General features: G+C 43.7%; 23 protein-coding genes. 3 read left to right on the forward strand and 20 right to left on the reverse strand.

Going from position 1 to position 22,461, the window contains the following annotated elements; genetic code table 11:
- Positions 1 to 3: 3 nt before the first annotated feature.
- The 7 genes from MNR06_RS03760 to MNR06_RS03790 are packed head-to-tail and all read right to left on the reverse strand — an operon-like array spanning position 4 to position 7,897.
- Positions 4 to 1,368: a sodium-dependent transporter gene (locus MNR06_RS03760; RefSeq protein ID WP_243538705.1), complete on the reverse strand. Its 1,365-nt coding sequence runs from the start codon at positions 1,366 to 1,368 to the stop codon at positions 4 to 6.
- Positions 1,368 to 2,714, reverse strand: a complete 1,347-nt coding sequence (der, locus tag MNR06_RS03765; RefSeq protein ID WP_243538707.1) for a ribosome biogenesis GTPase Der — start codon at positions 2,712 to 2,714, stop codon at positions 1,368 to 1,370. The genes MNR06_RS03760 and der overlap by 1 nt, the downstream gene beginning before the upstream one ends.
- Entirely contained in the window at positions 2,695 to 3,603 is a 909-nt protein-coding gene (era, locus tag MNR06_RS03770) for a GTPase Era (RefSeq protein ID WP_243538709.1), read from the reverse strand. The genes der and era overlap by 20 nt, the downstream gene beginning before the upstream one ends.
- Positions 3,603 to 4,292 carry a ribonuclease III gene (gene rnc / locus MNR06_RS03775; RefSeq protein WP_243538711.1) on the reverse strand — a complete coding sequence of 230 codons (690 nt, stop codon included), beginning with the start codon at positions 4,290 to 4,292 and terminating at the stop codon, positions 3,603 to 3,605. Before rnc ends, era begins: the two co-directional genes overlap by 1 nt.
- Positions 4,289 to 5,632, reverse strand: coding sequence for a tRNA (N(6)-L-threonylcarbamoyladenosine(37)-C(2))-methylthiotransferase MtaB (gene mtaB, locus MNR06_RS03780; RefSeq protein WP_243538713.1), 1,344 nt, complete (start codon positions 5,630 to 5,632; stop codon positions 4,289 to 4,291). Before mtaB ends, rnc begins: the two co-directional genes overlap by 4 nt.
- Positions 5,617 to 6,699 carry a tRNA 2-thiouridine(34) synthase MnmA gene (gene mnmA / locus MNR06_RS03785; RefSeq protein ID WP_243538715.1) on the reverse strand — a complete coding sequence of 361 codons (1,083 nt, stop codon included), beginning with the start codon at positions 6,697 to 6,699 and terminating at the stop codon, positions 5,617 to 5,619. Before mnmA ends, mtaB begins: the two co-directional genes overlap by 16 nt.
- Positions 6,692 to 7,897, reverse strand: coding sequence for a cysteine desulfurase family protein (locus MNR06_RS03790; protein ID WP_243538717.1), 1,206 nt, complete (start codon positions 7,895 to 7,897; stop codon positions 6,692 to 6,694). Before MNR06_RS03790 ends, mnmA begins: the two co-directional genes overlap by 8 nt.
- Before the next feature lie 198 nt (positions 7,898 to 8,095).
- Here MNR06_RS03790 and MNR06_RS03795 point away from each other — a divergent pair, with 198 nt between their 5' ends.
- On the forward strand, positions 8,096 to 9,598 hold the full coding sequence (locus MNR06_RS03795) for a hypothetical protein (RefSeq protein ID WP_243538719.1): 1,503 nt from the start codon (positions 8,096 to 8,098) through the stop codon (positions 9,596 to 9,598).
- Between the two features lie 119 nt (positions 9,599 to 9,717).
- Positions 9,718 to 10,365 carry a thermonuclease family protein gene (locus tag MNR06_RS03800; protein WP_243538720.1) on the forward strand — a complete coding sequence of 216 codons (648 nt, stop codon included), beginning with the start codon at positions 9,718 to 9,720 and terminating at the stop codon, positions 10,363 to 10,365.
- Between the two features lie 52 nt (positions 10,366 to 10,417).
- On the opposite strand, the gene tsaE is transcribed toward MNR06_RS03800, so the two are convergent.
- The 13 genes from tsaE to MNR06_RS03865 all read right to left on the reverse strand — a co-directional run bounded on the left by tsaE (position 10,418) and on the right by MNR06_RS03865 (position 21,656).
- Positions 10,418 to 10,864 (reverse strand): tRNA (adenosine(37)-N6)-threonylcarbamoyltransferase complex ATPase subunit type 1 TsaE, encoded by a 447-nt coding sequence (gene tsaE / locus MNR06_RS03805; protein ID WP_407933194.1) that lies wholly within the window; start codon positions 10,862 to 10,864, stop codon positions 10,418 to 10,420.
- Positions 10,864 to 11,589 carry a pyridoxine 5'-phosphate synthase gene (locus MNR06_RS03810; protein ID WP_243538723.1) on the reverse strand — a complete coding sequence of 242 codons (726 nt, stop codon included), beginning with the start codon at positions 11,587 to 11,589 and terminating at the stop codon, positions 10,864 to 10,866. The genes tsaE and MNR06_RS03810 overlap by 1 nt, the downstream gene beginning before the upstream one ends.
- A 1-nt stretch (position 11,590) precedes the next feature.
- Entirely contained in the window at positions 11,591 to 12,988 is a 1,398-nt protein-coding gene (glmM, locus tag MNR06_RS03815) for a phosphoglucosamine mutase (protein ID WP_407933195.1), read from the reverse strand.
- Positions 12,966 to 13,388, reverse strand: coding sequence for a YbbR-like domain-containing protein (locus tag MNR06_RS03820; RefSeq protein WP_243538725.1), 423 nt, complete (start codon positions 13,386 to 13,388; stop codon positions 12,966 to 12,968). The genes glmM and MNR06_RS03820 overlap by 23 nt, the downstream gene beginning before the upstream one ends.
- On the reverse strand, positions 13,385 to 14,197 hold the full coding sequence (gene cdaA / locus MNR06_RS03825) for a diadenylate cyclase CdaA (protein ID WP_243538734.1): 813 nt from the start codon (positions 14,195 to 14,197) through the stop codon (positions 13,385 to 13,387). The genes MNR06_RS03820 and cdaA overlap by 4 nt, the downstream gene beginning before the upstream one ends.
- 60 nt (positions 14,198 to 14,257) lie before the next feature.
- Positions 14,258 to 16,195 (reverse strand): ATP-dependent zinc metalloprotease FtsH, encoded by a 1,938-nt coding sequence (gene ftsH / locus MNR06_RS03830; RefSeq protein WP_243538736.1) that lies wholly within the window; start codon positions 16,193 to 16,195, stop codon positions 14,258 to 14,260.
- 84 nt (positions 16,196 to 16,279) lie between these two features.
- Positions 16,280 to 17,224, reverse strand: a complete 945-nt coding sequence (gene tilS / locus MNR06_RS03835; RefSeq protein WP_243538738.1) for a tRNA lysidine(34) synthetase TilS — start codon at positions 17,222 to 17,224, stop codon at positions 16,280 to 16,282.
- Between the two features lie 2 nt (positions 17,225 to 17,226).
- A complete protein-coding gene (locus tag MNR06_RS03840) occupies positions 17,227 to 18,573 on the reverse strand; it encodes an aldehyde dehydrogenase family protein (protein WP_243538740.1) in 1,347 nt (448 codons plus the stop codon).
- A gap of 444 nt (positions 18,574 to 19,017) precedes the next feature.
- Positions 19,018 to 19,392 (reverse strand): hypothetical protein, encoded by a 375-nt coding sequence (locus MNR06_RS03845; protein ID WP_243538742.1) that lies wholly within the window; start codon positions 19,390 to 19,392, stop codon positions 19,018 to 19,020.
- A complete protein-coding gene (locus tag MNR06_RS03850; protein ID WP_243538744.1) occupies positions 19,382 to 19,813 on the reverse strand; it encodes a type II toxin-antitoxin system RatA family toxin in 432 nt (143 codons plus the stop codon). The genes MNR06_RS03845 and MNR06_RS03850 overlap by 11 nt, the downstream gene beginning before the upstream one ends.
- 183 nt (positions 19,814 to 19,996) lie before the next feature.
- Entirely contained in the window at positions 19,997 to 20,293 is a 297-nt protein-coding gene (locus MNR06_RS03855) for a hypothetical protein (RefSeq protein WP_243538746.1), read from the reverse strand.
- 5 nt (positions 20,294 to 20,298) lie between these two features.
- Positions 20,299 to 21,267: a class II fructose-bisphosphatase gene (gene glpX / locus MNR06_RS03860; protein ID WP_243538755.1), complete on the reverse strand. Its 969-nt coding sequence runs from the start codon at positions 21,265 to 21,267 to the stop codon at positions 20,299 to 20,301.
- Positions 21,246 to 21,656 carry an acyl-CoA thioesterase gene (locus MNR06_RS03865; RefSeq protein ID WP_243538756.1) on the reverse strand — a complete coding sequence of 137 codons (411 nt, stop codon included), beginning with the start codon at positions 21,654 to 21,656 and terminating at the stop codon, positions 21,246 to 21,248. Before MNR06_RS03865 ends, glpX begins: the two co-directional genes overlap by 22 nt.
- A gap of 66 nt (positions 21,657 to 21,722) precedes the next feature.
- Here MNR06_RS03865 and pgsA point away from each other — a divergent pair, with 66 nt between their 5' ends.
- Positions 21,723 to 22,298: a CDP-diacylglycerol--glycerol-3-phosphate 3-phosphatidyltransferase gene (gene pgsA / locus MNR06_RS03870; RefSeq protein WP_243538758.1), complete on the forward strand. Its 576-nt coding sequence runs from the start codon at positions 21,723 to 21,725 to the stop codon at positions 22,296 to 22,298.
- The last annotated feature ends 163 nt before the right edge of the window (positions 22,299 to 22,461 follow it).

A 22,461-nucleotide genomic window follows, 5' to 3' on the forward strand; every position in this document is an offset into this window, starting at 1 on the left:
TTTCTATCTTAATATAGCGCCTATAATTTGCAGAATCAGGCCCAACCCGATGACAAAGGGTGCAGCCCACTTCAGGGTGAACAACCAGTGGGGATACATCGTATAACTTACGAACTTATCTTTATCGACAAAGTTCAGCTCTTTTTCCTTTTCGGAAGTTCCTAGATTGTAAGCGACCAACATACCTAAGGCGACAATCGGTAGCGCCCAGTTGATCAACAAAGAATCCAGAGACTCAATCAAAGATCTTCCCTTCACTTCAAAGTCAGCAAACAACGTACTGGATAACGCAGGAAAGGTGGCAAGAAAAAGGGCGATAATACCCGAATACCAACTGGCACTTCCCCGTTCCATCTTCTTTTGCACATCCACCCAGTTAGAAACCACAACTTCTAAAAGTCCGATACTGGCATTCAGCGCCGCCATATAAAGGCAGGCAAAGAAAGCCAAACCAAACAAAGCTCCGCCAGGAATGCTGATTAAATAACTAGGTAAAACCTCAAACATCAAAGCCGGATCTGTAAGTGGAGCATTGGTCGCCTGAAAAGCCACGGGAAAAATCATCACAACAGCGATCAATGAAATGGCCGTATCAACCAAAGTCACACGGAATCCTGCCGTCGGCGGATGATCTTCTTCACGCATATAAGAACCAAAGGTCACCATGGTTCCAAAACCTACAGACAAAGTGAAAAACACATGTCCTAGGGCGTGATTAAGGGAAGCTAAATTAAGCTTTGAAAAATCAGGATAGAATAGGAAACGCAATACTTCAGGGGTTGATGGCAAAGAAAAAGATCTAACAACCAGAACGATAACCAAGGCCGCAAATAACGGCATGGTATAACTGATCCACTTTTCTAAACCTTCTTGCACACCCTTTACAACTACAACAACGGTGATTAACAAATGCGCGCTGGCTAACATAAATTGCAGCCAACCATTCGACATCAAAGAAGCAAGATTGGTTTTCGTGGTAACGACTTCAGGGGTGCTGAATAACGAGACTAAAAATTGAGTTAAAAAGTGCAGAACCCAACCACTGATCACAGCGTAATAAGAAAGTACAACGATACTTAAGATGACCGCAAAACGCCCGACCCACTTAAAATGTTTGCCGGCTTTTGTGCTAAGCTGTTGAGTTGCAACGATAACGGACTTGCGGCTGTTCTTACCTAGGATCAATTCAGCAATAAGCATCGGTGCACCGATCGCTAAGGCCATAAAGACATAAATAAGGATAAAGGCACCACCGCCGTTTTCACCTACCACATAGGGAAAACGCCAAAGATTTCCAAGACCACAGGCAGAGCCAATGGCCAAAAGATAAAACCCAAAGCGTGTTCTCCATGAGCCGCGTTTTGCCATTACTCGGATCCGCCCTTACGAGATTTCATACAGAAAATACGTATAGGCACACCGTAAAGATCCCAACGATCCTTGATGTTCTTAGTTAAGAAGCGACGGTAAGAATTCGTCACGCCGTCAGGGTGATTCGCAAACGCAATAAATGCAGGCGGACGCTGGTAAGTTTGAGTCAAGTAATAGAACTTCACGTTCGTTGTTCCCCAAACTGGAGCTGGTGCTTTACGAATCGTCTCAAAAAAGAAGTCATTCAACTCAGAAGTCGGAACTCTGAATGTTAATTGCTTACCTACTTTTTCAATCATCTCAAAAAGCTCTTCAAGCCCGTAGCCAGTTTTAGCACTCGTAAATACGACGTTCACATCAGTAAAGAAGTGGAAAACTCTTTCCACTTGTTCTCGGAAAGTTTTGCGGTATTCAGGAATTTCTTTTCCACCAAGGTCTGATTTGTTCGCAACTAGGATCACACCTTTATGATCTTCAATGATCGCTTGCATGATGCGCGCATCTTGATCCGTAGGGCCTACAGTTCCGTCGACCATCAATAAAACGATATCGGCTCTGCGAATCGCTTCTTGGGACTTAAATGCAGAGATGATCTCTAGATCATCTTCACGTTTAGCAGACCGACGAAGACCCGCAGTATCTACAAGAGTGTATTTCGATCCATTATAAATAAATGGGGAATCCACGGCATCAATCGTCGTACCAGCAACATCAGAAACGATCATGCGGTTAGAACCCAAGATCGCATTACAGATAGAGCTTTTGCCTACGTTCGGCTTACCAACGATAGCGATGTTTAAACCTTCTTTAACTGTTCCTGGATTTTCTGGAATTTGTTTTGTGATCCATTCCAAGATATCGCCTACGCCACGACGTTGTTCAAAAGAAGCTGAAATAATATCAACACCGAATTCGTAGAAATCAGCTTTGGCAATTTCTTCTTCCGTTGTTCTATCAACTTTATTGATAACTAATAAGAATGGCTTACCGGTTTGTTTAGCTACGCGGATGATATCACGATCTTCAGGCACTAGTCCTGCGCGACCATCCATGACAGCGACGATCAAATCAACAGAGTGCAAGAACTCTGTGACTTGTTCACGAATTAGTTTAGAAAAGATGTCACCGGCTTCAGTGATTCCACCTGTGTCGATCAAATCAAACTGTTTACCCCAAATATCAACGGGCTCAATCATAATATCACGAGTAACCCCAGCTTGGTTTTTAACCACAGCCTTACGGGACTCAGTGATAATATTAAACAGTGTTGATTTACCTACGTTCGGGCGACCAATGATGGCCACCTTGGGCGCAAACTCCGCTTTACTCAGACTTTGTTGCATATCCCAACTCCTTCATAATTCTCTTGTTCTCAAACCACTCTGGTTTCGCTTGCACTTTTAGATCCAAGAAAACCTTACTATCCATTATTTTTTCAATTTCTTTGCGGGCTTTCATGCCGATCTCTTTGATAACCGCAGCACCCTTGCCGATGACAATAGCTTTGTGGCTTTCTCTTGAAACCAAAATCTCTGCATAAATTTTCGGAATCGGAGATGCGTTTTCATCAAATTTTATGATACGCACAGCAAGTGAATACGGAACTTCTTGATGAACGCATTCAAAGCACTTTTCGCGGATCACTTCTGCCACCATCTCACGAACATTTTCACTAGTGAAAAGCTCGATATCGTATAATGGTGCTGGTGATTCAGGCATCATCGTTAAAAGTTCAATTAAAAGAGCTTCACGCTCTTCTGAATCTTGCAGGGATTCTTTCACGGAAATCGAAAGCGCCTTGCCACCCTTTTTTTCGATCATGTCCTTAAGGATAAGAACACGATGAGCTTTTTCTTCGATGTCGGCCTTAGTGATAATACCCATCCAAGGTTTACCGCTTTTAGCGACCATATCGACGATTTGTTCAGCATGCTCTGGCTTTTCTTCATCAACGCTGACGATCGCTAATAGCGCATCAGAATCAGAGATCACTTCGTTTGCTTCTCTTGCCAAGAAACTATTTAGGCCTTTTTCAGCTTTAATCACACCCGGAGCATCTACGAAAACAACTTGCCCCTGATCCGTACTCCAGATACCCAAGATTCTGCGACGAGTGGTTTGTGGTTTTGAAGAGACGATGGAAACTTTCTCATCAACCAGATAATTCATCAGCGTACTTTTACCCGCGTTCGGTTGACCGATCAGTCCTAAAAATCCAGCTTTGTATGCCATTAGTGAGTCTCCTTATACTTTGTTTCTAGAGCGTTTTTTGCCGCTGATTGTTCAGCATTCTTTTTACTGCGACCCCGCCCTTGGGCCCACACGTCTTCTTTTACCTTCACACACACTAGGAACTCGCGGTCATGGGGTGGGCCCTCTTCAGCCAGAACCTCATACTTCGGAGTTTCCTTCAGCGCCTTTTGCACAATTTCTTGAAGACGCGTTTTATAATCCTTTTCAAAATCCTCATTGCCGCAGACTTTTTCAGTCAAAGCTGCAAACTCGCGACGAATGAATTCCTTCGTCACTTCAAAGCCGCCATCTAAGAACAAGGCTCCAACGATAGCTTCAAACGAAGAAGCAACTAGACGAGGTTTTAACGCGCCACCCGTTAAGGTTTCGCCTTTACCTAGTTGCATGTACTTATTAAGCTCCATGCCGATAGCAAGTTCAGACAGAACCTCTTCATTGACGATGCTGGCTCTTTTTTTAGAAAGACCGCCTTCGGTGTCTGAAGGAAATTTTTCGTACAAGAATTCACCAACAACCAGATCAAGAACAGCATCACCTAGAAATTCTAATTTTTCGTTGTGTTCCGTTGGCGATTTTAATTCATTAGCAAAGCTTTTGTGAGTCAAAGCTCTTTCAAGCAAAGCTGCGTTCTTAAAGTTATAACCTAAACGTTGTTCTAACTGATTCATGTTAAAACCTCGCCGATCAAGTGACCTTCCATGTGTTGTTTATTGGAATGATCATAACCCGTGATTTTTAAATCCACTTCTTGTCCAGCCCAGTGATCTAAGAAACTCTCTGCACCCATGATGTCCACAGGCCAGTAATCATGACTTAGACCTTGACCACCTTTAGCGGCATTTTTAAGAACCAAAACTTTCTTAGTAGAACCGATTTGGGATTGAGCCATTTCTGTGTAGCGGGAAAGACTTAATTCACGAAGTTTGGCAGCTCTTTCTGCTCTGATGTGCGGATACACCGACACATCTAAGGCTGCCGCGCGCGTTCCTGGTCTTTCACTGTAAGGAAATACGTGGATTTTTGTCCAAGGAAGTTCCGCAAGGGTATTGTAAGTATCTTGGAATTGTTCTTCAGTTTCTGTTGGGAAACCTACGATCACGTCCATCCCCACGAAAGATCCCGGTACTTTTTCTGCGATGGCATTTAAAGACTTACGTACATCTTCTTGAGTGTACTTACGCTTCATATGAAATAGCACATCGGTATTCGCACTTTGAATGCTCATATGGAAATGCGGGCACAGGCGTGAATCTTTATATAACTCTAGAAGTCTTTCAGAAACTTCCACAGGCTCTAAACTTGAAAGTCTGAAACGTGGCATTTTAGTTTTTGCTAAAAGTGCTTCGATCAAATCTTCCATCACATATTTTTTGCCAGTGACTTCGTCTTCGTAATCACCAATATGCACGCCCGTTAATACAACTTCACGGGAACCTTCTGCATAAAGGTCATTAATTCTTTGCACCAGATCAGCAACAGGAATAGAGCGGCTTTTGCCGCGCGCATATGGAATAATGCAGTAAGTGCAAAAGCTATTACATCCATCCTGAATTTTCAGGAACGTACGCGTGTGGTGTTTCTCAATACCTCCACCCGCTTCAAGATCTTCTTTTTTAAAGATGTTCGACTTAAATACTTTTTCAGTCAGCTCGCCACGGAAATGCTTATTTAACAAATCAGGCAAACTTGATTTATGCGAGTTTGCGACAACCAGGTCCGCACCCGGAAGATTAGAAAATGAACCTGTATCTACTTGAGCAGCGCATCCCGTAACTACAACCGTACAAAATGGGTCTTTAACTTTAAGACGACGAATGTATCTTAATGCCTCTTTCGTTGCTTCAGCAGTCACTGCACACGTATTCAAGACGTGAATGCGCGCTGATTTATCACCGTGAATAACCGGAGTAAAGCCATTGGCATTCAAGTTCTTTTGTATAAGACCTGCATCGTAGGTGTTTACCTTACAACCAAACGTATGAACTTGATACTTTACAGTGTTATCCATCCGCCCCCCACAAGTTCTTTATCACGGTAAAACACGGCCGCTTGACCTGGAGTCACCGCTCTTTGTGGTTGTTCAAACTTCAAACGGTAACCACTTTCAGTTTTAAACACTTGTGCGGTTGAACCTTTATGTTGATAGCGAATTTTCACATTCATAACTTCGCCGTCAGCAATATCACCAAGAAGTTTTGGTTCAATCACATCCACTTCGTGAGCAAACAAGTGACTTTCATCACCCACCCATACCGTGTTTGTTTCAGCATCAATTTTAATAACAAAAAGCTTTTCATGGTGATCCATGCCTAAGCCTTTGCTTTGACCGATAGTGAAGTTGTGAATGCCTTCGTGGGCAGCCATCACGTCACCTTCTGGGTAACGTTTGATTTTACCGCGCTTAGAATCAAGAACGGTTTTATCCACCTGGCTTTTAATAAAGTTTTGATAGCCTTGGTTACCTACAAAGCAAATACCTTGAGAATCTTTTTTCTTCGCAGTGACCAAACCACGGCTTTCAGAATAAGCACGGACTTCCGGCTTTTTCATGTCGCCCACAGGGAATAAAAGTTTTGGTACTAACTCTGGATCAATAGTGAATAAGAAATACGTTTGGTCTTTCCAATCATCTGTGGATGTATGGATAGAAGCTTTACCTTTTTCATCGTAAACGATTTTAGCATAGTGGCCTGTTGCCAGGTAATCACACTCAAGCTCACGCATTTTTTTAACTAAGTGGTCAAATTTTAAATAGGTATTGCAGTTCACACATGGAAGCGGAGTTTGACCTTCAAGATAAGCTTTTAAAAAAGGATCAATCACGGAAGCTTTAAACTTCGCTTCGCAGTTTATTACATAAAACGGAATACCCAAGCGATCTGCTACACTTCTCGCATCATCCACATCGATGCTTGAGCAGCAGGTGCCGTTTCCTTCTTCGATGTCGCAAGTGGAATAGTCCCACACTTGCATAGTCGCACCGATAACTTCATAGCCTTGTTCGACCAAGAGCGCAGCCGCGGCAGAACTGTCCACGCCTCCGCTCATAGCAACAAGCACACGTCCTTTAGACATGGGTTGAATCTCCTTCATCACTTCTTAACGATCTTAATCTATTAACAACGGTTTTAAGATTTTCAATAAAACCATCAACCTGTTCTAGCGTCGTGTCCCAACCCAGGCTGACACGCAAACTGTTTTGCGCCTCTGCCCGACTTAGTCCCATCGCTAATAACACCGGACTTGGTTCAGGATTTCCGCTAGAGCATGCTGCTCCGGTTGAAACCGCGTAACCTTTGATATCCAAAGCCATCAACATGGTTTCCCCGTCGACACCATTTAACACCAATGAACTGGTGTTTGGTAAGCGCGCTGACTCCCCAGCTGTGATGGTCACTTCAGAAATCTCTGTCAAAATTCTTTTTTCCATGTAATCGCGAAGAACTGTGAGCTCTTTTGCCTTATCAGCAATCAAGTTCACACGTTTAGCAACCACACCTAAGGCACCAATACCCAAAGTGTTTTCAGTTCCACCACGACGATGTCTTTCTTGACCTCCGCCATTGATCAGCGAAGAAAAGTTGGAACCTTTGCGTGAATACAAAAATCCTGAGCCTTTCACTGAATAAAATTTGTGACCGGAAAAAGAGGCGAAATCCACTTCCAGCTCTTTTAAATTCAACGGCAATTTTCCAAAGGCCTGAACAGCATCTGTATGAAACAAAGCTCCTTTAGCGTGGGCCATTTTCGCCATTTCTTTAATGGGGAACAAGGTGCCTGTTTCATTATTGGCAAACATCACAGACACTAAAGCTGTTTCTTCTGATAAATGCTCTTCGAAAAATTTTAAGTCGATTTGACCTTGGCGATTTACCGGAATGAAATCCACGCGTGCACCCAAAGACTTCAAGTGATCCATCGCTTTGATAATGCTTGGATGTTCAACGGAAGAACACATGTAGTGAGTACGACGACTTTGTTCTGGTGAAAGAAACGGAGCCGTTTGATAATATTCAAACAAACCTTTTAGAACTGTGTTGTTCGCTTCACTGCCACCAGAAGTAAAAACGATTTCCAACGGGCTTACACCAACGGCATCAGCGACAGCTTTACGTGCATCACGCAGAATATTTTTTGGCATTCTTCCACCCCAGTGAATAGAACTGGGATTGCCCCAAGCCGTTGCCAACTCGGGCAAAGCTTCAAGGACCTCTTTGCACACAGGGGTCGTGGCATTATGGTCGAAATAGTGGAAGATCTTGGTCTGGGTCATAAGTTGGCGAAAGGTAGCACATTTCTTAAGTATTGAAAACTCTTATGAATATTTGAAGTTTTTGGGTGTCTACTGCGTTAACGAAGGTGGAAAATATTCACTCAAACCTAGACCTCTATAAGGCTCATATTGGTTATTTGGCCCCCGAATGCCCGGCTAAGCCTAAGGTTTTCCTTCTATTTTCCGATAAAACCATTAATGAGTAATCCAGTTTGGTTTGAACACTTTAAAGAGCAACTTCAAGGACTTACCGAATCTTTTGAAAAGAGCGGTTCATCCTTGAGCCTTTTGGCTTTTGCTTTAAAAGGAAAATCTCTCGACTCTGAGAAGTACCTTTCTTGGGCTATGACTCATTATAAACTACCTAAGCTTCAGTCACGATTTTTTACAGAAACTCCGTTTTCCCAGGAAATGTTCGCGAAGTGGGCGACCCATTTTCAATGGTCTGTGGAGTGTCTGCCTGTGGCGGAGTGGGATGGTTCCCTCATCGTAGCTTGTCTTCAACCGCCACAGGATTTCCCTTCTTCGGTGCCGGCCATTTTCGTATTGGCCGAATTTGAAAGTTTGAATTCCTATGCTGAAAAAGCAGGACTTCATACAGCAGTAACTGCAATTCCAATTACTCTTACTCCTGCTGTTGCAGCTTCAATGGATGCAAGTGAACTTCCTGAAGGTTTTGATTTATCTGTTGTCACTGTTACGAAGCAGTCTACTGACAGTTTTTCTTTTGATGACCTTGGGGTTCAAGAAGAGGTTGCTGTTGCTGATGAAGTGAGTGAAAAATCTGAAGAGGCAATGGATGGTCTATTTGATGGCCCAACACAGATTCGCCTTGAAGCTTTAAATGCGATTCAAGAAGCTGCTCCAGCTTTAGAACCCGTTGCTGCTGAAACCTCACAAGTTCTTGAAGAAACGGTTCCTGCGGTTCAAGTTAAGCCAGTTGCCTCAGCGCCAGCTAATGATGACTTAATGCTGATGGATGAGGTGCCAGCACCTGCTCCGAAAGCGAAGCCAGAATTAAAAGTAGCTCCAAAGCCCGTCGAGGCGCCAGTCATTCCCGCAGCTCCTGTTGCTGCGTCTGAGCCAGTGAAGAAGCCTTCAATGCCTCCTCCACCGCCGCCAAAAACGGAATTGCCTCCCGCTTTTGAAGACAGTTTTGGGAATAAACCAATTCCAATGACTCCTCGTCCACAGGCTGTTTCCCAAGCAAAACCGACTATGAATCCAGTGGCGAACGGAACTTTTGCTTTGGATAAAGTGAAAAAGAAAAATGCCGCTTTATTGACTGAGAAAATCAAAAGCACTTTAAGTGAAATGAAAGCGCATTTTGAAAAGTCCATGATCCTGACTTTGGATGATCAAGAAACGCAATTAACGGCCTTTGCTTGGGATGAAAACTTTAAAGGTATGAAGGACACTTCAACCCGTTTTCCTTTAGCAACACCGAGCATTTTTAGCATCGTAGCGAACACACAAAAACCTTATCACGGTTATATTTCTATCAATGAATTGAATGAAAAATTCTTTGATGATTGGAATGAAGCTAAGATCCCGGATCACGTGACGATCACACCTATTATTGCTAATGAAAAAATCATCGGCATGATCATGGGCTTTGCCGAAAAGTCTGCTTACAATAAAACTTCATTAAACCTGGCTGAAAAGCTTTCTGCTGAGTTTCTGAAGGGTTTTGCCGCCTAGTCTGATCCACCCGGCGTCTACTTTTTTGACAGCTTTTGTGAATTTCTCCCTATCTATATTAAGACTCTAAGCTTTCGATGTTCCATGGTAAATTGCCTTCTGAAAATCGGAGGCAGGCTGTGAAACTTTTTAGCTCGTTGTTGTTTGCTATTGTCCTTTTGCCGTTGGGCGCATTTGCTTTTCAAATTCGTGTTACCGCAGTTCATGACGGCGATACTCTTAACGCTGTTGGTGTGAATGATGGATTGAAATACAAAGTAAGATTGATGGGTGTGGACACTCCAGAAGTTGATTTCTTTGGTAACACCCAAGGTGAAATCGCTTACCAAGCCCGTGATTTCTTGCGCTCATTACTTCCAGTTGATTCCATCGTTGAAGTTTCGAATGGCAGCCAAGCTGACAAACACGGCAGAATCCTAGGTCGTTTAGTTAAAGACGGAGTCGACATCAATAAAGAGATGCTTCGTCAAGGATGGGGTGCAATGTACTTCATCTATCCATTTGATAAACGTTATGTCAGTGATTACAGCAAAGCTGCAAAAGAAGCTTACGATGCAAAACGCGGCATTTTTGCCTATGAAAATTCAGATGTAGAACTTCCTTATATTTTCCGTTTAACTTCGCGCAATCAAGTTGGCAGAAACCAAGTGGGTGATGCGCAATCTAAAAAACTATATGCAGCTGATAACTACGAAAAGGTGCCAGTTTATCGTCGCGTGTTTTTCTCTAACACCGACGATGCAAAAATGATGGGTTACGCAAACTAGGTTTGAATAAAATAGTTAGAATAAAAAAGGCAGCTCATGAGCTGCCTTTTTTTTATACTAGTCTTGTGGTGATTTTTCTTTCGGTTTCGCCTAGTTTTTCATATTTTACTTCCAAGCGCTGCCAATTCAAAGGCAGATAATCAAAATCCAGGCGATTGGCCCATTCAATGATGATCAAAGAATTCTTCTGCGCAAACAAATCCCAAAAACCAGAGCTTTCCAAATCATCATCATCTTTAAGACGGTACAAATCCAAATGATCCAAAGTGCGACCTTGGGCATTTTCATAGCGAAGATGAATCGCAAATGACGGCGACTGAACATCGCGCATCCCAAGAATTTCAGCGATAAACTGAACAGATGTGGTTTTTCCCGCACCGACATCACCACTCATCAGAAGAATGCAGCGATCATTTATGTGCGGAAGCAGTTCCACCCAAAACTCTTTGAGCTCGCTGAGATTGCTCACCGTTCTTTCAGAGTTTAAGGCAAATGGCATTACTTTAAGATCTTTCTCATTTTGCGCACAGAAGCTTCTAAACCGTCTTCTAGCGCATAGCAGATCAAAGAGTGGCCAATGTTCACTTCTTGCAAATAAGGCAGCTTGTTGATCATTTTAGAGTGACCATAATCAAGTCCATGACCAGCGTGAACATTCATACCTAAATAGTTCGCCCATTCAGCAGCGTCTACTAAACGCTTCCACTCTTTTTCTTTACGAGGTCCCGTAAGATGAACCCATTTGCCAGTGTGGAATTCAACAGCATCAGCGCCGATTTCATAAGACGCTTCCACTTGTTCAATGGAAGGCTCAATGAACATGGAAATTTCAATACCAATGCGTTGAAGTTTTTCAACCATCGGGGCCATTTTCTTAAAACCTTTTTTTACGTCTAAGCCACCTTCAGTTGTCAGCTCCGCACGTTTTTCAGGAACAAAACAAACCCAGTCAGGACGGTACTTTTTTGCAAAAGCCACCATTTGTGAAGTTGCAGCCATTTCAAGATTTAAAGGCACAGGACATTCTTTAGCTAGAAGCTTTAAATCATGAAGCTGAATATGACGACGGTCTTCACGCAAGTGAATCGTGATTTGCTCTGCGCCACCTTTTACGGATTTTTTCACCATATCCAAAACACTTGGATACGGCGTAGTTCCACCTCTCACCTGGCGAAGAGTCGCCACGTGATCCACATTTACACCCAAACGAATTTTATTTTTCATACTATGATAGCTCTTTTTCTAGGAAAGATGCGATTTCTTCAGCAAACTGATTGATCTGTGTTTTATCCACACCTTCTACTAAAACGCGGATGACCGGTTCGGTACCAGAGAAGCGAACAAACACACGGCCATTCCCCGCCAATTTCTTTTCGATATTGCGGATCATGTCGTTGTAACCAGGAAGTTCATGAAGGTCCGTGCGACGTTTCACACGGCAGTTAATTAAAATTTGCGGCATGTCTTCAAAGACATGGTTGAGTTCACTCATTTTTTTCTTAGTTTGTTTCATCACGGCTAAAACGCTTAAAGCCGCAATACAACCATCACCCGTAGTGGTATGGTCTAAGAAAATGATGTGACCTGACTGCTCACCACCCAGGTTGTAACCATTTTTACGCATTTCTTCGACAACGTACTTATCACCAACACCTGTTTTCACAAGTTTGATGCCCGCTTCGTTCATACGTTTTTCAAGGCCGAAGTTCGACATTTGCGTCGCTACTAATGTGTCACCTTTAAGCAGTCCACGCTCTTTCATGTGCAATGCACAGATAGCAAGAATACGATCGCCGTTAACGATCTCACCTTTTTCATCCACCATGATCACGCGGTCCGCGTCACCATCAAGACTGATACCGACGTCAGCGCGATATTGCAAAACAGCTTCAGCAAGTTTTGCTGGATACAAAGCACCCACCTTATCGTTGATGTTCGTTCCATTTGGATCATCACCCAATTGAATCACTTCAGCACCCAGTTCTTGGAATACGGACGGCGCGACTTTGTAGGAAGCTCCGTTGGCTGTATCTAGAACAATGCGCATTCCATCAAGAGTGTATTCAAGGGGGAATGTGCCTTTAACGTAAACGATATAACGACCTTGGGAATCTTCAATACGACGTGTGCGACCAATTTCTTTACTTGCTGGCAAAAACTGAGTCAGGTCTTCTTCAAGAACCAGGCGCTCAATTTCTTGTTCCATGGCTTCAGAAATTTTAAAACCATCAGAACCGAAAACTTTAATACCGTTATCGTGAAATGGATTGTGGGAAGCAGAAATCACGATCCCTGCAGACGCTCTCATCGTGCGAGTCAAATAACCGATACCTGGGGTTGGAAGTGGACCCACCAGTTGCACGAAGATACCCATTGAATTCAGTCCGCTGGCAAGAGCTTGTTCGATCATATAACCAGATAAACGAGTGTCTTTACCGATAACCACCTTGCGTGGACCTGAAGTTGAATGGGCTTCTTTTTGCAAAAGATAACCAATAGCTTGACCGATTTTCACAACAGTTTCTGGAGTCATTGGCCATTGGTTTGCAGTACCACGGATACCATCCGTACCAAAAAGTTTTGCAGGCTTTTTATCCAATTTAGTTACCTTCTTGTTTGTCATCAATCTGACCTTTCACGTTCACAATCTCAGCTTGAATTTGGTTGGGACGAACCCCCAAAATCCTTACGCCGATGGGCACTTCGATTTTATTTAAAGGGATATCAACGTACACAACCCCTTCACCCTTCTGAGAAACATCCAATGTGATACTCTGAGACAGGGAACTCTCCAAGAACTTTTTTAATGAAGAACGGGGACCTGAAACTTTCACCTTCACATGGTCCGCCGTCTGCGCCACCACCTGAGTTCCAGGTGCAGTGATAAGTTCGATATCGATATTTTTACTTAAGACGAAATCACGGCGCCCCAGAATCGTGAGCCACAAAATCAACGAGATGAATAAAGCAACAACCTTATAGCTGAAATTTTCAGTTAAGGCATTGGACCAACGACGTCTCATACGCCCTCCCCTTGCTGTGAGAAGGCTTTATATTTTAAGCCAAAGGTTTCATAAAGGGCTTTACGAATATCACCTAGCTCCACTTGGGTAGAAAGGTGCCCCCCTTGTACGATACCGATAGAACGATTTTCTTCAGACACCACAAACACCAAGGCGTCTGTTTCTTCCGTTAAACCAATCGCAGCACGGTGACGGGTTCCCAGGTTTTTATCCAAAGCTGGGTTTTTACTTAAGGGCAAAAAGCAGCCTGCAGAGTGGATCTTACCGTTACGGATAAGAACCGCGCCGTCATGCATAGGACTTTCGGGATGGAAAATCGAAGCTAAAAGTTCAGCAGAAACCTTTGATTCCATCTCTGTTCCGAATTCGATGTGATAGTCGATGACGATTTCACGCTCTACCACCACCAAGGCGCCGAAGCCTTTTTGTGCAGTTAAAATCACACCCTTAGCAATTTCTTCAATCACTTGGGTTTCTTGGACATTGGATGAATCACTAAAGAACGGATTGCTTCCGATATGAGCCAAAGCTCTGCGAATCTCGGCCTGGAACAAGACGACCACGATCACGAATAAGTTTGAAAAGAATTTTTCTAGAATCCAATTAAAGGTAAAAAGCTCTAACCAGATGCTGAGGATATAGCCAATGGCTAAAACCCCTAGGCCCGAGAGCATTTGAATGGTGCCGGTGCGTTTGATCAGAATTAAGATCCGGTAGACCACCATCCAAACCAGAAGCATATCGATCGCATCTTGAATACGAAGATGCTGAACGATAAAGATCAGGTTGTCGACAAACTGCTGCAACATCAAGATGCCCCACAAAGCTGAAACCCATTCCGAAGAATGGGTTTATTCAAAGTCAGATTGTTAAATCGTTACTGGCCCGGTATTACCCACCGGATCGCCTGATGAATCTTTCTTAGCGGCGCTGATAACCCCAACCCCGCCGTCTTTTTTATTAGAGCGGTATTTTTCGATTTCAGAAATCGCAGCTCCGTTCACAAGCATGTCGACTTCATGGCCGTCGATGGTTTCGTACTCTAGAAGAGCCAAAGCCAAACGCTCAAGCGCATCTTTATAGTCAGTCAGGATTTTCACAGCCACTGTGTAACCATCATGGATGATTTTTGAAACTTCCGCATCGATTTCTTCAGCTTTAGATTCAGAATAATCTTTATGAGTGTGACCATATTGCATTCCTAGGAACACAGGGCCTTCACGTTTTTCAAAAGCCAAAGGACCTAGCTTACTCATACCCCATTGGCAAACCATGTGACGGGCGATTTCAGTCGCACGTTCAATGTCGTTTCCTGCACCAGTCGTAATGTCTTTAAAGATCACTTCTTCAGCAGCACGGCCGCCAAATAAGAAGGCGATCATGTTTTCAGCTTTTGTCTTAGACAATGAAACGCTTTCTTTTTCAGGAAGGGTTTGAGTTACACCCAAAGCCATACCGCGAGGGATGATCGTCACCTTGTGAATTGGATCTAAACCTTCAAGCTTTTTACCAACCAGCGTATGACCCGCTTCATGGTAAGCCGTTACGCGTTTATCTTCTTCAGAAATGACCATGGATTTTCTTTCAGCTCCCATGATGACTTTGTCTTTCGCTTTTTCAAAGTCTTCCATTTCCAAATATTTTTTATCAGTACGAGCGGCCACAAGAGCTGCTTCGTTCACTAGATTTTCTAAATCCGCACCAGAGAAGCCTGGTGTACCGCGGGCAATCTTAGAAGCCTCAACGTCAGGTCCCAATGGTGTCTTACGCATATGAACAGACAAGATTTGTTCACGACCTTTAAGGTCTGGTTTATTCACGATCACGCGACGGTCGAAACGACCTGGGCGCAATAATGCAGGATCTAATACGTCAGGACGGTTCGTCGCTGCGATCAAGATCACACCTTCAGTAGATTCAAAACCATCCATCTCAACTAGCAACTGATTCAGAGTTTGTTCACGTTCATCGTGACCACCACCCATACCAGCACCACGGTGACGACCGACAGCATCGATCTCATCGATAAAGATCAAGCATGGAGCATTTTTCTTACCTTGTTCAAACAAGTCACGAACGCGGCTTGCACCGACACCCACAAACATTTCAACGAAGTCAGAACCAGAGATTGTAAAGAATGGCACACCTGCTTCACCGGCAACGGCGCGAGCAAGCAAGGTTTTACCAGTTCCCGGAGGACCTACTAGCAAAACACCTTTTGGAATACGTCCACCCAGTTTCGTATATTTTTTTGGATCTTTAAGGAAGTTTACGATTTCTTGAAGATCATCTTTCGCTTCATCAACGCCCGCAACTTCTTTGAAAGTGACACGGTTTTTGTGTTCAGTTAAAAGGCGCGCACGGCTTTTACCGAAAGACATCGCCTTACCGCCGCCCACTTGCACTTGGCGCATGATGAATAAAAACATACCGACGATTAAAATCAGCGGCAACCAGTTCACCAGAAGTGATTGGAAGAATCCACCGTTGTCAGCACGCTCATAGTTTGGAGTGATACCGTGGGATTGAAGGAATTTATAGCCTTCATCTTGAGTATTACCAACGAACGCAAAGTGAGTTCCGTTATATTTTTTTTCAAATTCTGGTTTTACTTCACCGACGATTTCACTGCTGTCTTGGCGGAAAGTCACACTAGCCACTTCATTGGCTTTAACAGCTTCAGTGAATTTTGAATAATTCATGTCAGCGATGACTTTTTGGTGCTTGCTCTCATAGGCTTGGAATAGAAAAACAGCCATAATGATCAAGAAGAACCACAGAGCTAGCGTTTTCTGAGTTGATCGCATTTAAGTTCCTTTCGGTCAGGGTCAAATCACCCTTCAAGACTAACATGAAAGCTACATCAACACAGAGAGATTTTCTCTCTAAAATCAGGACTGGACCTTGATTTGCTGTGCGTTAACTTCCCAATTGCATTTTCCTACTTGGAATGTGATCACTTTTTGCGACTTGTCTAGGCGCTTTTGAATTTCTTCGAGTTGAGATTGAGAAAAATCCCGTTTTCCGAGGGCAAAAAGGTACTGCGCCAACAATCTTTTTTGTTCAGTGGGATTCAATGACAGGTAAAAACCTCGCAAAAGGCCGTGTGTCTTATAATCCTCATTCTGCTGCAGCAAATCCCCTTGAGAAGATCCCTCTAACTCTAACGCGATGGTTTCTAAAGATCGTGCTAAGGACGCAGAACTACCTGGTTGTTTTTTTTCAAGCTGAGGCAACCATCTAAGGCGCACCCAATTACGCAAAGGGTCCAGATCCTTATTCGTGGGATCTTCTAAACTGCGCACTTTTTCAGCTCGCAGATAATCTTTGAGTTCTGATTTTGCAATTTCAAGCAGCGGCCTAAAGATCCCTGCTTTGTATTCATGCATAGCTTGAAGCCCCTGGGCCCCCGTGCCACGAATCAAACGCAAAAGTCGAGTTTCTAACAGATCTTCGCGATGATGGCCTGTTGCCAAAACCACAAAACCTTCCGTTTGCATCAAATCCTTAAAGGCCTGGTATCGCGCTTCGCGATATTGAGATTCTGATTTTAGTTTTTTTGCTGAAGCCAGAGGGAAAAACGGCACACCCCATTTCTTGCAAAGTTTTTCGCAAAAAATTTGAGCACGATCACGGTATTCTTTATTGGAGTCTTCGCCATGATGAAAGTAAGCCGCACCCAGAAGATTTTTTTTATGAACCTTTGTTAGCGTGCGCAGCAGTGCGACGGAATCTACACCGCCAGATAATGCCACAAGGATCTTTTTTTCTTGCAAAGCATGAAGTTTGATCAATTTCCAAACTTGATGGTCCAAATCCTGCTTTTTTAAAACCACCGTCAATTCCCTAGGGCCACCGTTTTGATGTTCACAAATTCCATAATTCCAAAGGGCCCTAACTCACGACCATACCCTGATTCTTTAACGCCACCAAAGGGAATTCTTGGATCCGATTTGACTTGGTCATTCACAACTACAAATCCTGCATTCAATTCTTTTTCAACGAGATCTTTGCCCTTTTTAACATCCTGAGTAAAGATCCCGCCCCCCAAACCAAAGGGTGAGGAATTGGCAATTTCAAGAGCGTGATCGGTGTTTTTTGCGACGATAACTGAAGCCACCGGACCGAAAACCTCCATCTTGTGAACTTCAGGATGGTCTTTTTCAAAAACTACAACCGTCGGCGGATAGAACGCCCCAGCCCCCTGTGGAGCCGTGCCACCCAGTACAACCTTGCCACCCCAGGATTTTAATTTTTCAACCTGTTCGATAATCTGTTTTTGAAAGCGGGAATGAGCCAAAGGCGCAATTTCAGCCGCCTGCATTTCTTTAACGAATTCTTTGATGTAAGCAGCAGAAACTTTTTCGTCGACAATAAAGCGTTTCCCTGCAACACAACTTTGCCCTGCATTCACAAGACGAGCTTTAGTACTTACTTTCGCAGCCTTTTCAATATCCGCATCAGCAAGAACCAAGTACGCATCACTGCCACCAAGCTCCAAAACAATCTTTTTCAAATTTTTAGCAGCTTCCAAAGCCACAGCCTTACCGCCCGAACTACTGCCAGTGAAAGTCACACCTTTCACTCGAGAATCCGCGATTATTTGCGCCGCCACTTCATGATCGACATGCAAGTTACGCAAAAGCTGAACTGTAGTTCCAAGCTCAGAAAAGATCTTCCCAATCAATTCCCCAGCCCCGGCAGTCAAATCAGCATGTTTTAAAAGAATCACATTCCCAGCCATCACCGCCGGCGCAGCAAAGCGAATCACCTGCCACAAAGGAAAATTCCAAGGCATAATACTAAAAATCACACCCAGAGGCTGAAAGCTAACTTCTGCAGAAGGATAAGTCGATGGAGTAGCCTTTTGATTTTGCAACATACTAGGACCCGATTCCGCATAGTATTCGCAAGTCATAATGCACTTATCAATCTCAGCTTTAGCCTCAGCCACAAGCTTACCCATCTCTAAATGCATCAACTCAGCAAACTCAGCTTTATGCTTACGAAGCCCGTCCGCTAATTTCTTAAGAACATCACTACGCTCAGCAAAAGAAGTCTTACGCCAAACTTTAAAATCATCGTTAGCATCGGCAATAACTTTTTCAGCTTTATCAAAAGAAATATGTTTGTAGGATTTTAGAACTTCGCCGGTAGCAGGATTAACAGTTGAAAACGACCCCATAAAAACACCTCACTGGTTCTTTGAGGCCGATCAAAAAGATGCATATGCAAGGCGGAGGATCCTGGCTGCCACGCAGGCGTACCCGTAGGGTACGCCGGAGAGCAAGACAGGACCGCACAACGCAGTCAGATGCGTCTTTTTCATCGGTCTCAAAGCAACTATAGCGAGGTAAATACCGAGTGAAAAGAATAAACGAGACCAAGAAGAAACGCAGAAGTCATTGCTCCCCATGCCATCGATTTATAGAACTTGCCAAGTTGCATAGCTGCTCTTGCATACGGGCGTTCGCTTGCTAGCATTGGAATTGGTGTCACAATTGTTTTGATAAATTGATGACAGCAACCGCAGAAAAGTACCACTGAAATGACGCTAAGTATTTCTTGTTCCATGGTAAATTTATCGGCCAAAAAGCGTCTCAACTTGAGATCGCCCTTAGTCTAGGATTTACGAAGATTTTTTATCTTTGTCGGTTGGATCTTTTTTGATGATGTCAATTTCTGCAGTGATTTTGAATTTATGGGTTTCTGCAAATTTCGACGCTTCCTTTACGAAGTCGATCTTTTGAATAATTGAAACGATCTCTTTAGTAACCTTTTGGGTCATTTCATCTTTGGATTTATTGGCTCCTTGAATCAGCATGTTCAAGGCTTCTTTAGGAAGTTTTAATTCAGACACATAATTTCGAAGACTTTCTTCCGTAAAAAAAGCGGCACCCATTCCTGCGGTGAAAACTTTTTTCACAGTATCGCCAAGAAAACCTTTCAGGTCCCCTTGGTTGTTGTCTTTTTCGTCTTTTTTGTGTGAATCATCAGACGCCATAAAGTTGTTTTACTCTTTTGTGATAGCTGCTGATCATATTTGGAAGATTCACGCTGACCAAGGCATTTGCGATAGGACCGGGAACAAACATACTGAAAGTCGCTTCAACGGTGTATGTTGCACGGGTTTTACCGGCTTCATTTTCTAACTTCCATGAACCCACAGATGTTTTAAAAATATCACCGGATGCAAATTCCCAAGTGATGCTTGTCGGAGCATTTTCCGTCATCCACAGCGAGTATTTCAAAGACTTGATAACTTGAACATTATATTCAACAAGCTTGCGATTGCCTTCAGTTTTAAGCACCTTGCATTGCTTAACTTCAGCCAAAAACTCGTGATATTTTTCGTAGTCTGAAATGATTTTATAGAATTGTTCGGGAGTGCAGTTGAAAACTTCGGTGGTAGATGCTTTTGCCATAAAGTAAGTCTGGCAACTTGTTTATCATGAGTCAACGCGAGGCTAGACCACGGTCGTCGATAAGCCAGCTGACTGCGTTGTGCGGTTCTGTCTTGCTCTCCGACGTACCCTTCAGGTACGCCTCCGTGGCAGCCAGAATCCTCCGCCTTGCAGCTGACTACTTCTCGCCAACCTTATGTTACGTTAGGTTGGCTTTTTAAACAAAGCTTCGGCCGCTGCAAGAAGAGCTGCTTTTTTATCAACAGCTCCGGTGCCGCCTTTGCGTGGCGTGAAGTAATCACAGAAATTGGCGCGATCTTTTTCGCGTACGACGTCCGCTGCTGTTTCACGGCATTCATTATAAACTTTGACGTCATAATGTTCGCAGTTTTTGCAAACATGAACATCAGAACGGCAATGAGGACATTCCTCCCGCCGTCCGATCAGACCGTGGAAGGTCATTTCCTTGTTGCAGTTAAAACAGATCAGCTTCACTTCCATAAAAACTAAACATTCAAACTAGGTTTGCGCGAAAGATCATGGAAAGCTTCAATAGTACGGATCGTGCCTGTTGCAGAACGCATAACTACAGAGTGAGTTTTTGCAGCGCCATTGGCACCGAAACGAACCCCTTTTAAAAGTGCGCCATCAGTGACGCCAGTCGCGATAAACATCACGGATCCAGAAGCTAGTTCATCAATGGTAAATTTCTTATCAAGATCTGTTACGCCCATGCGTTTTGCACGGTCACGTTCTTCTTGGTTTCTGAATTTCAAGCGACCTTGGAAGTCACCGCCCAAACATTGCATGGCTGCTGCGGAGATAACTCCTTCGGGTGCTCCACCGATACCGATTAACAAATCAATCCCAGAATCCGGCCATGCTGCTGCCACCGCTGCAGACACGTCACCATCACCAATAAGATTAATACGCGCACCCGTTTTACGAGCTTCAGCAATCAAAGCTTCGTGTCGAGGACGATTCAAAATCACAACTGTTAAATCGCTCACTGGCTTACGGAGGGCTTCAGCGACCGCGCGAATGTTTTCAGTAGCTGATTTATCAATATCAATTTTACCTTTAGCTGCAGGACCACAGGCAATTTTATCCATGTAAGTATCCGGCGCATGAAGGAATTTTCCTTTTTCAGCCACCGCAATAACAGAAATCGCGCCAGGTCCACCGGTCGCACAGATTGTTGTACCTTCCAAAGGATCCAGAGCAATATCCAAAGCGGGAGCATCTTTCACGTTGCTGCCCACTTTTTCACCGATGTAAAGCATTGGAGCTTCATCACGCTCCCCTTCGCCGATCACAACGGTTCCGTCCATATGAACAACGTCAAAGGCTTTTCTCATGGCATCGACTGCGGCCGCATCGGCTGCTTTTTCATCTCCACGTCCCATCCAACGAGCTGATGCCAAAGAGGCTGCTTCCGTTACGCGTACAAATTCTAAAGCCAGGTTTCTGTCCATTGTTCTTTCTCCATTGCGGCCTTCATATTAGCCGGAAGTCTTAGAAGTTTTAAATCAGGTCCTAGTGGCACATGCACCGTTTTCGCCACAGAACACACTTCGTTGTCACGACCACGCAGACGGTATTGGAACACGATGCGGTTTCCTTCCGTTCTACCTTGCACGTCGATTTCTAAATCATCACCAAAGAATGTGGGCTTGATATGCTTCACTTGTGTTTCATAAACAGCAAAGTGACTGGCTGACCCCGGCTTTTGATATTCCAATAAACCATGGGCATGGGCCCAAGCCACCCGCGCTTCTTCGTAAAAACGAAGATAGTTGCTATGATGGACAATGCCCATCAAATCTGTTTCGTAAAACTGCACTTTGTGACGATGAATAAACATTGATTATTTCTAGCTGCCATTGATAGGTTAGTCTAGTGCTATTCCAAAATGCTATGAGGGCTAAAAATGACGACTGAGTTTCAAAAACATCTGCCTATGCGAATCACCATGAGTCGAATTTTTATTGTGCCTGTAATTGTCGCACTGATGTGGCCCAACGACCTTTGGTATAACGTGATCGCTGCTGTCGTATTTATTTTTGCCTCTATCACGGATTATTACGATGGATACTACGCACGTAAATACAATGCCGTAAGTAACTTCGGAAAATTCATGGATCCGATAGCTGATAAAATTCTAGTGACCAGCGTCCTGACCATGCTTTTGGCCCAAGGCAAAGTCGATGCTTGGATGGTCATCATTATTTTGGCTAGGGACAATTTTATCAGCGGCATCCGCTCGGTTGCCGCGGCAGATCAAATCGTTATAGCAGCCAAACCAGCCGGTAAGTGGAAGACGGCCATGCAGATGGTGGCCATCCCCCTTGTAATTATTGGATCCATGGAGCCGTATTTGCCTTATTTGGACAAAATCGCCTACGGTGTCTTGTGGATCAGCGTCATTTTAAGTATAACGAGCGGTATCGAATACTACGTTGGCTATCTAAAAAGCAAAAAAGCTCTAGGAAGCCCTATTAACTAAGGTTTTTTATGCTGTTGCATTTATCTCCAAGTAATTGGTTTTTCATTTTTCTAGCTCTTTTATTGAGCAGTTATTTGAAAATTGCTTCAGCTAAAAACCAGCATCCACCGTCCTTTGCTGCCACGTCTTTTCCTTCGTTCGTGGTAACAAAATAAATAAAACT

This window comes from Bdellovibrio reynosensis (assembly GCF_022814725.1).
GTDB classification, from domain to species: domain Bacteria; phylum Bdellovibrionota; class Bdellovibrionia; order Bdellovibrionales; family Bdellovibrionaceae; genus Bdellovibrio; species Bdellovibrio reynosensis.

Excerpts from the sequence above, each read along its gene's own strand:
- MNR06_RS03760 (WP_243538705.1), bottom strand. The coding sequence starts at position 1,368 with ATGGCAAAACGCGGCTCATGGAGAACACGCTTTGGGTTTTATCTTTTG.
- der (WP_243538707.1), bottom strand. The coding sequence starts at position 2,714 with ATGCAACAAAGTCTGAGTAAAGCGGAGTTTGCGCCCAAGGTGGCCATC.
- era (WP_243538709.1), bottom strand. The coding sequence starts at position 3,603 with ATGGCATACAAAGCTGGATTTTTAGGACTGATCGGTCAACCGAACGCG.
- rnc (WP_243538711.1), bottom strand. The coding sequence starts at position 4,292 with ATGAATCAGTTAGAACAACGTTTAGGTTATAACTTTAAGAACGCAGCT.
- mtaB (WP_243538713.1), bottom strand. The coding sequence starts at position 5,632 with ATGGATAACACTGTAAAGTATCAAGTTCATACGTTTGGTTGTAAGGTA.
- mnmA (WP_243538715.1), bottom strand. The coding sequence starts at position 6,699 with ATGTCTAAAGGACGTGTGCTTGTTGCTATGAGCGGAGGCGTGGACAGT.
- MNR06_RS03790 (WP_243538717.1), bottom strand. The coding sequence starts at position 7,897 with ATGACCCAGACCAAGATCTTCCACTATTTCGACCATAATGCCACGACC.
- MNR06_RS03795 (WP_243538719.1), top strand. The coding sequence starts at position 8,096 with ATGAGTAATCCAGTTTGGTTTGAACACTTTAAAGAGCAACTTCAAGGA.
- tsaE (WP_407933194.1), bottom strand. The coding sequence starts at position 10,864 with ATGCCATTTGCCTTAAACTCTGAAAGAACGGTGAGCAATCTCAGCGAG.
- MNR06_RS03810 (WP_243538723.1), bottom strand. The coding sequence starts at position 11,589 with ATGAAAAATAAAATTCGTTTGGGTGTAAATGTGGATCACGTGGCGACT.
- glmM (WP_407933195.1), bottom strand. The coding sequence starts at position 12,988 with ATGACAAACAAGAAGGTAACTAAATTGGATAAAAAGCCTGCAAAACTT.
- MNR06_RS03820 (WP_243538725.1), bottom strand. The coding sequence starts at position 13,388 with ATGAGACGTCGTTGGTCCAATGCCTTAACTGAAAATTTCAGCTATAAG.
- cdaA (WP_243538734.1), bottom strand. The coding sequence starts at position 14,197 with ATGTTGCAGCAGTTTGTCGACAACCTGATCTTTATCGTTCAGCATCTT.
- ftsH (WP_243538736.1), bottom strand. The coding sequence starts at position 16,195 with ATGCGATCAACTCAGAAAACGCTAGCTCTGTGGTTCTTCTTGATCATT.
- MNR06_RS03840 (WP_243538740.1), bottom strand. The coding sequence starts at position 18,573 with ATGGGGTCGTTTTCAACTGTTAATCCTGCTACCGGCGAAGTTCTAAAA.
- MNR06_RS03845 (WP_243538742.1), bottom strand. The coding sequence starts at position 19,392 with ATGGCGTCTGATGATTCACACAAAAAAGACGAAAAAGACAACAACCAA.
- MNR06_RS03850 (WP_243538744.1), bottom strand. The coding sequence starts at position 19,813 with ATGGCAAAAGCATCTACCACCGAAGTTTTCAACTGCACTCCCGAACAA.
- MNR06_RS03855 (WP_243538746.1), bottom strand. The coding sequence starts at position 20,293 with ATGGAAGTGAAGCTGATCTGTTTTAACTGCAACAAGGAAATGACCTTC.
- glpX (WP_243538755.1), bottom strand. The coding sequence starts at position 21,267 with ATGGACAGAAACCTGGCTTTAGAATTTGTACGCGTAACGGAAGCAGCC.
- MNR06_RS03865 (WP_243538756.1), bottom strand. The coding sequence starts at position 21,656 with ATGTTTATTCATCGTCACAAAGTGCAGTTTTACGAAACAGATTTGATG.
- pgsA (WP_243538758.1), top strand. The coding sequence starts at position 21,723 with ATGACGACTGAGTTTCAAAAACATCTGCCTATGCGAATCACCATGAGT.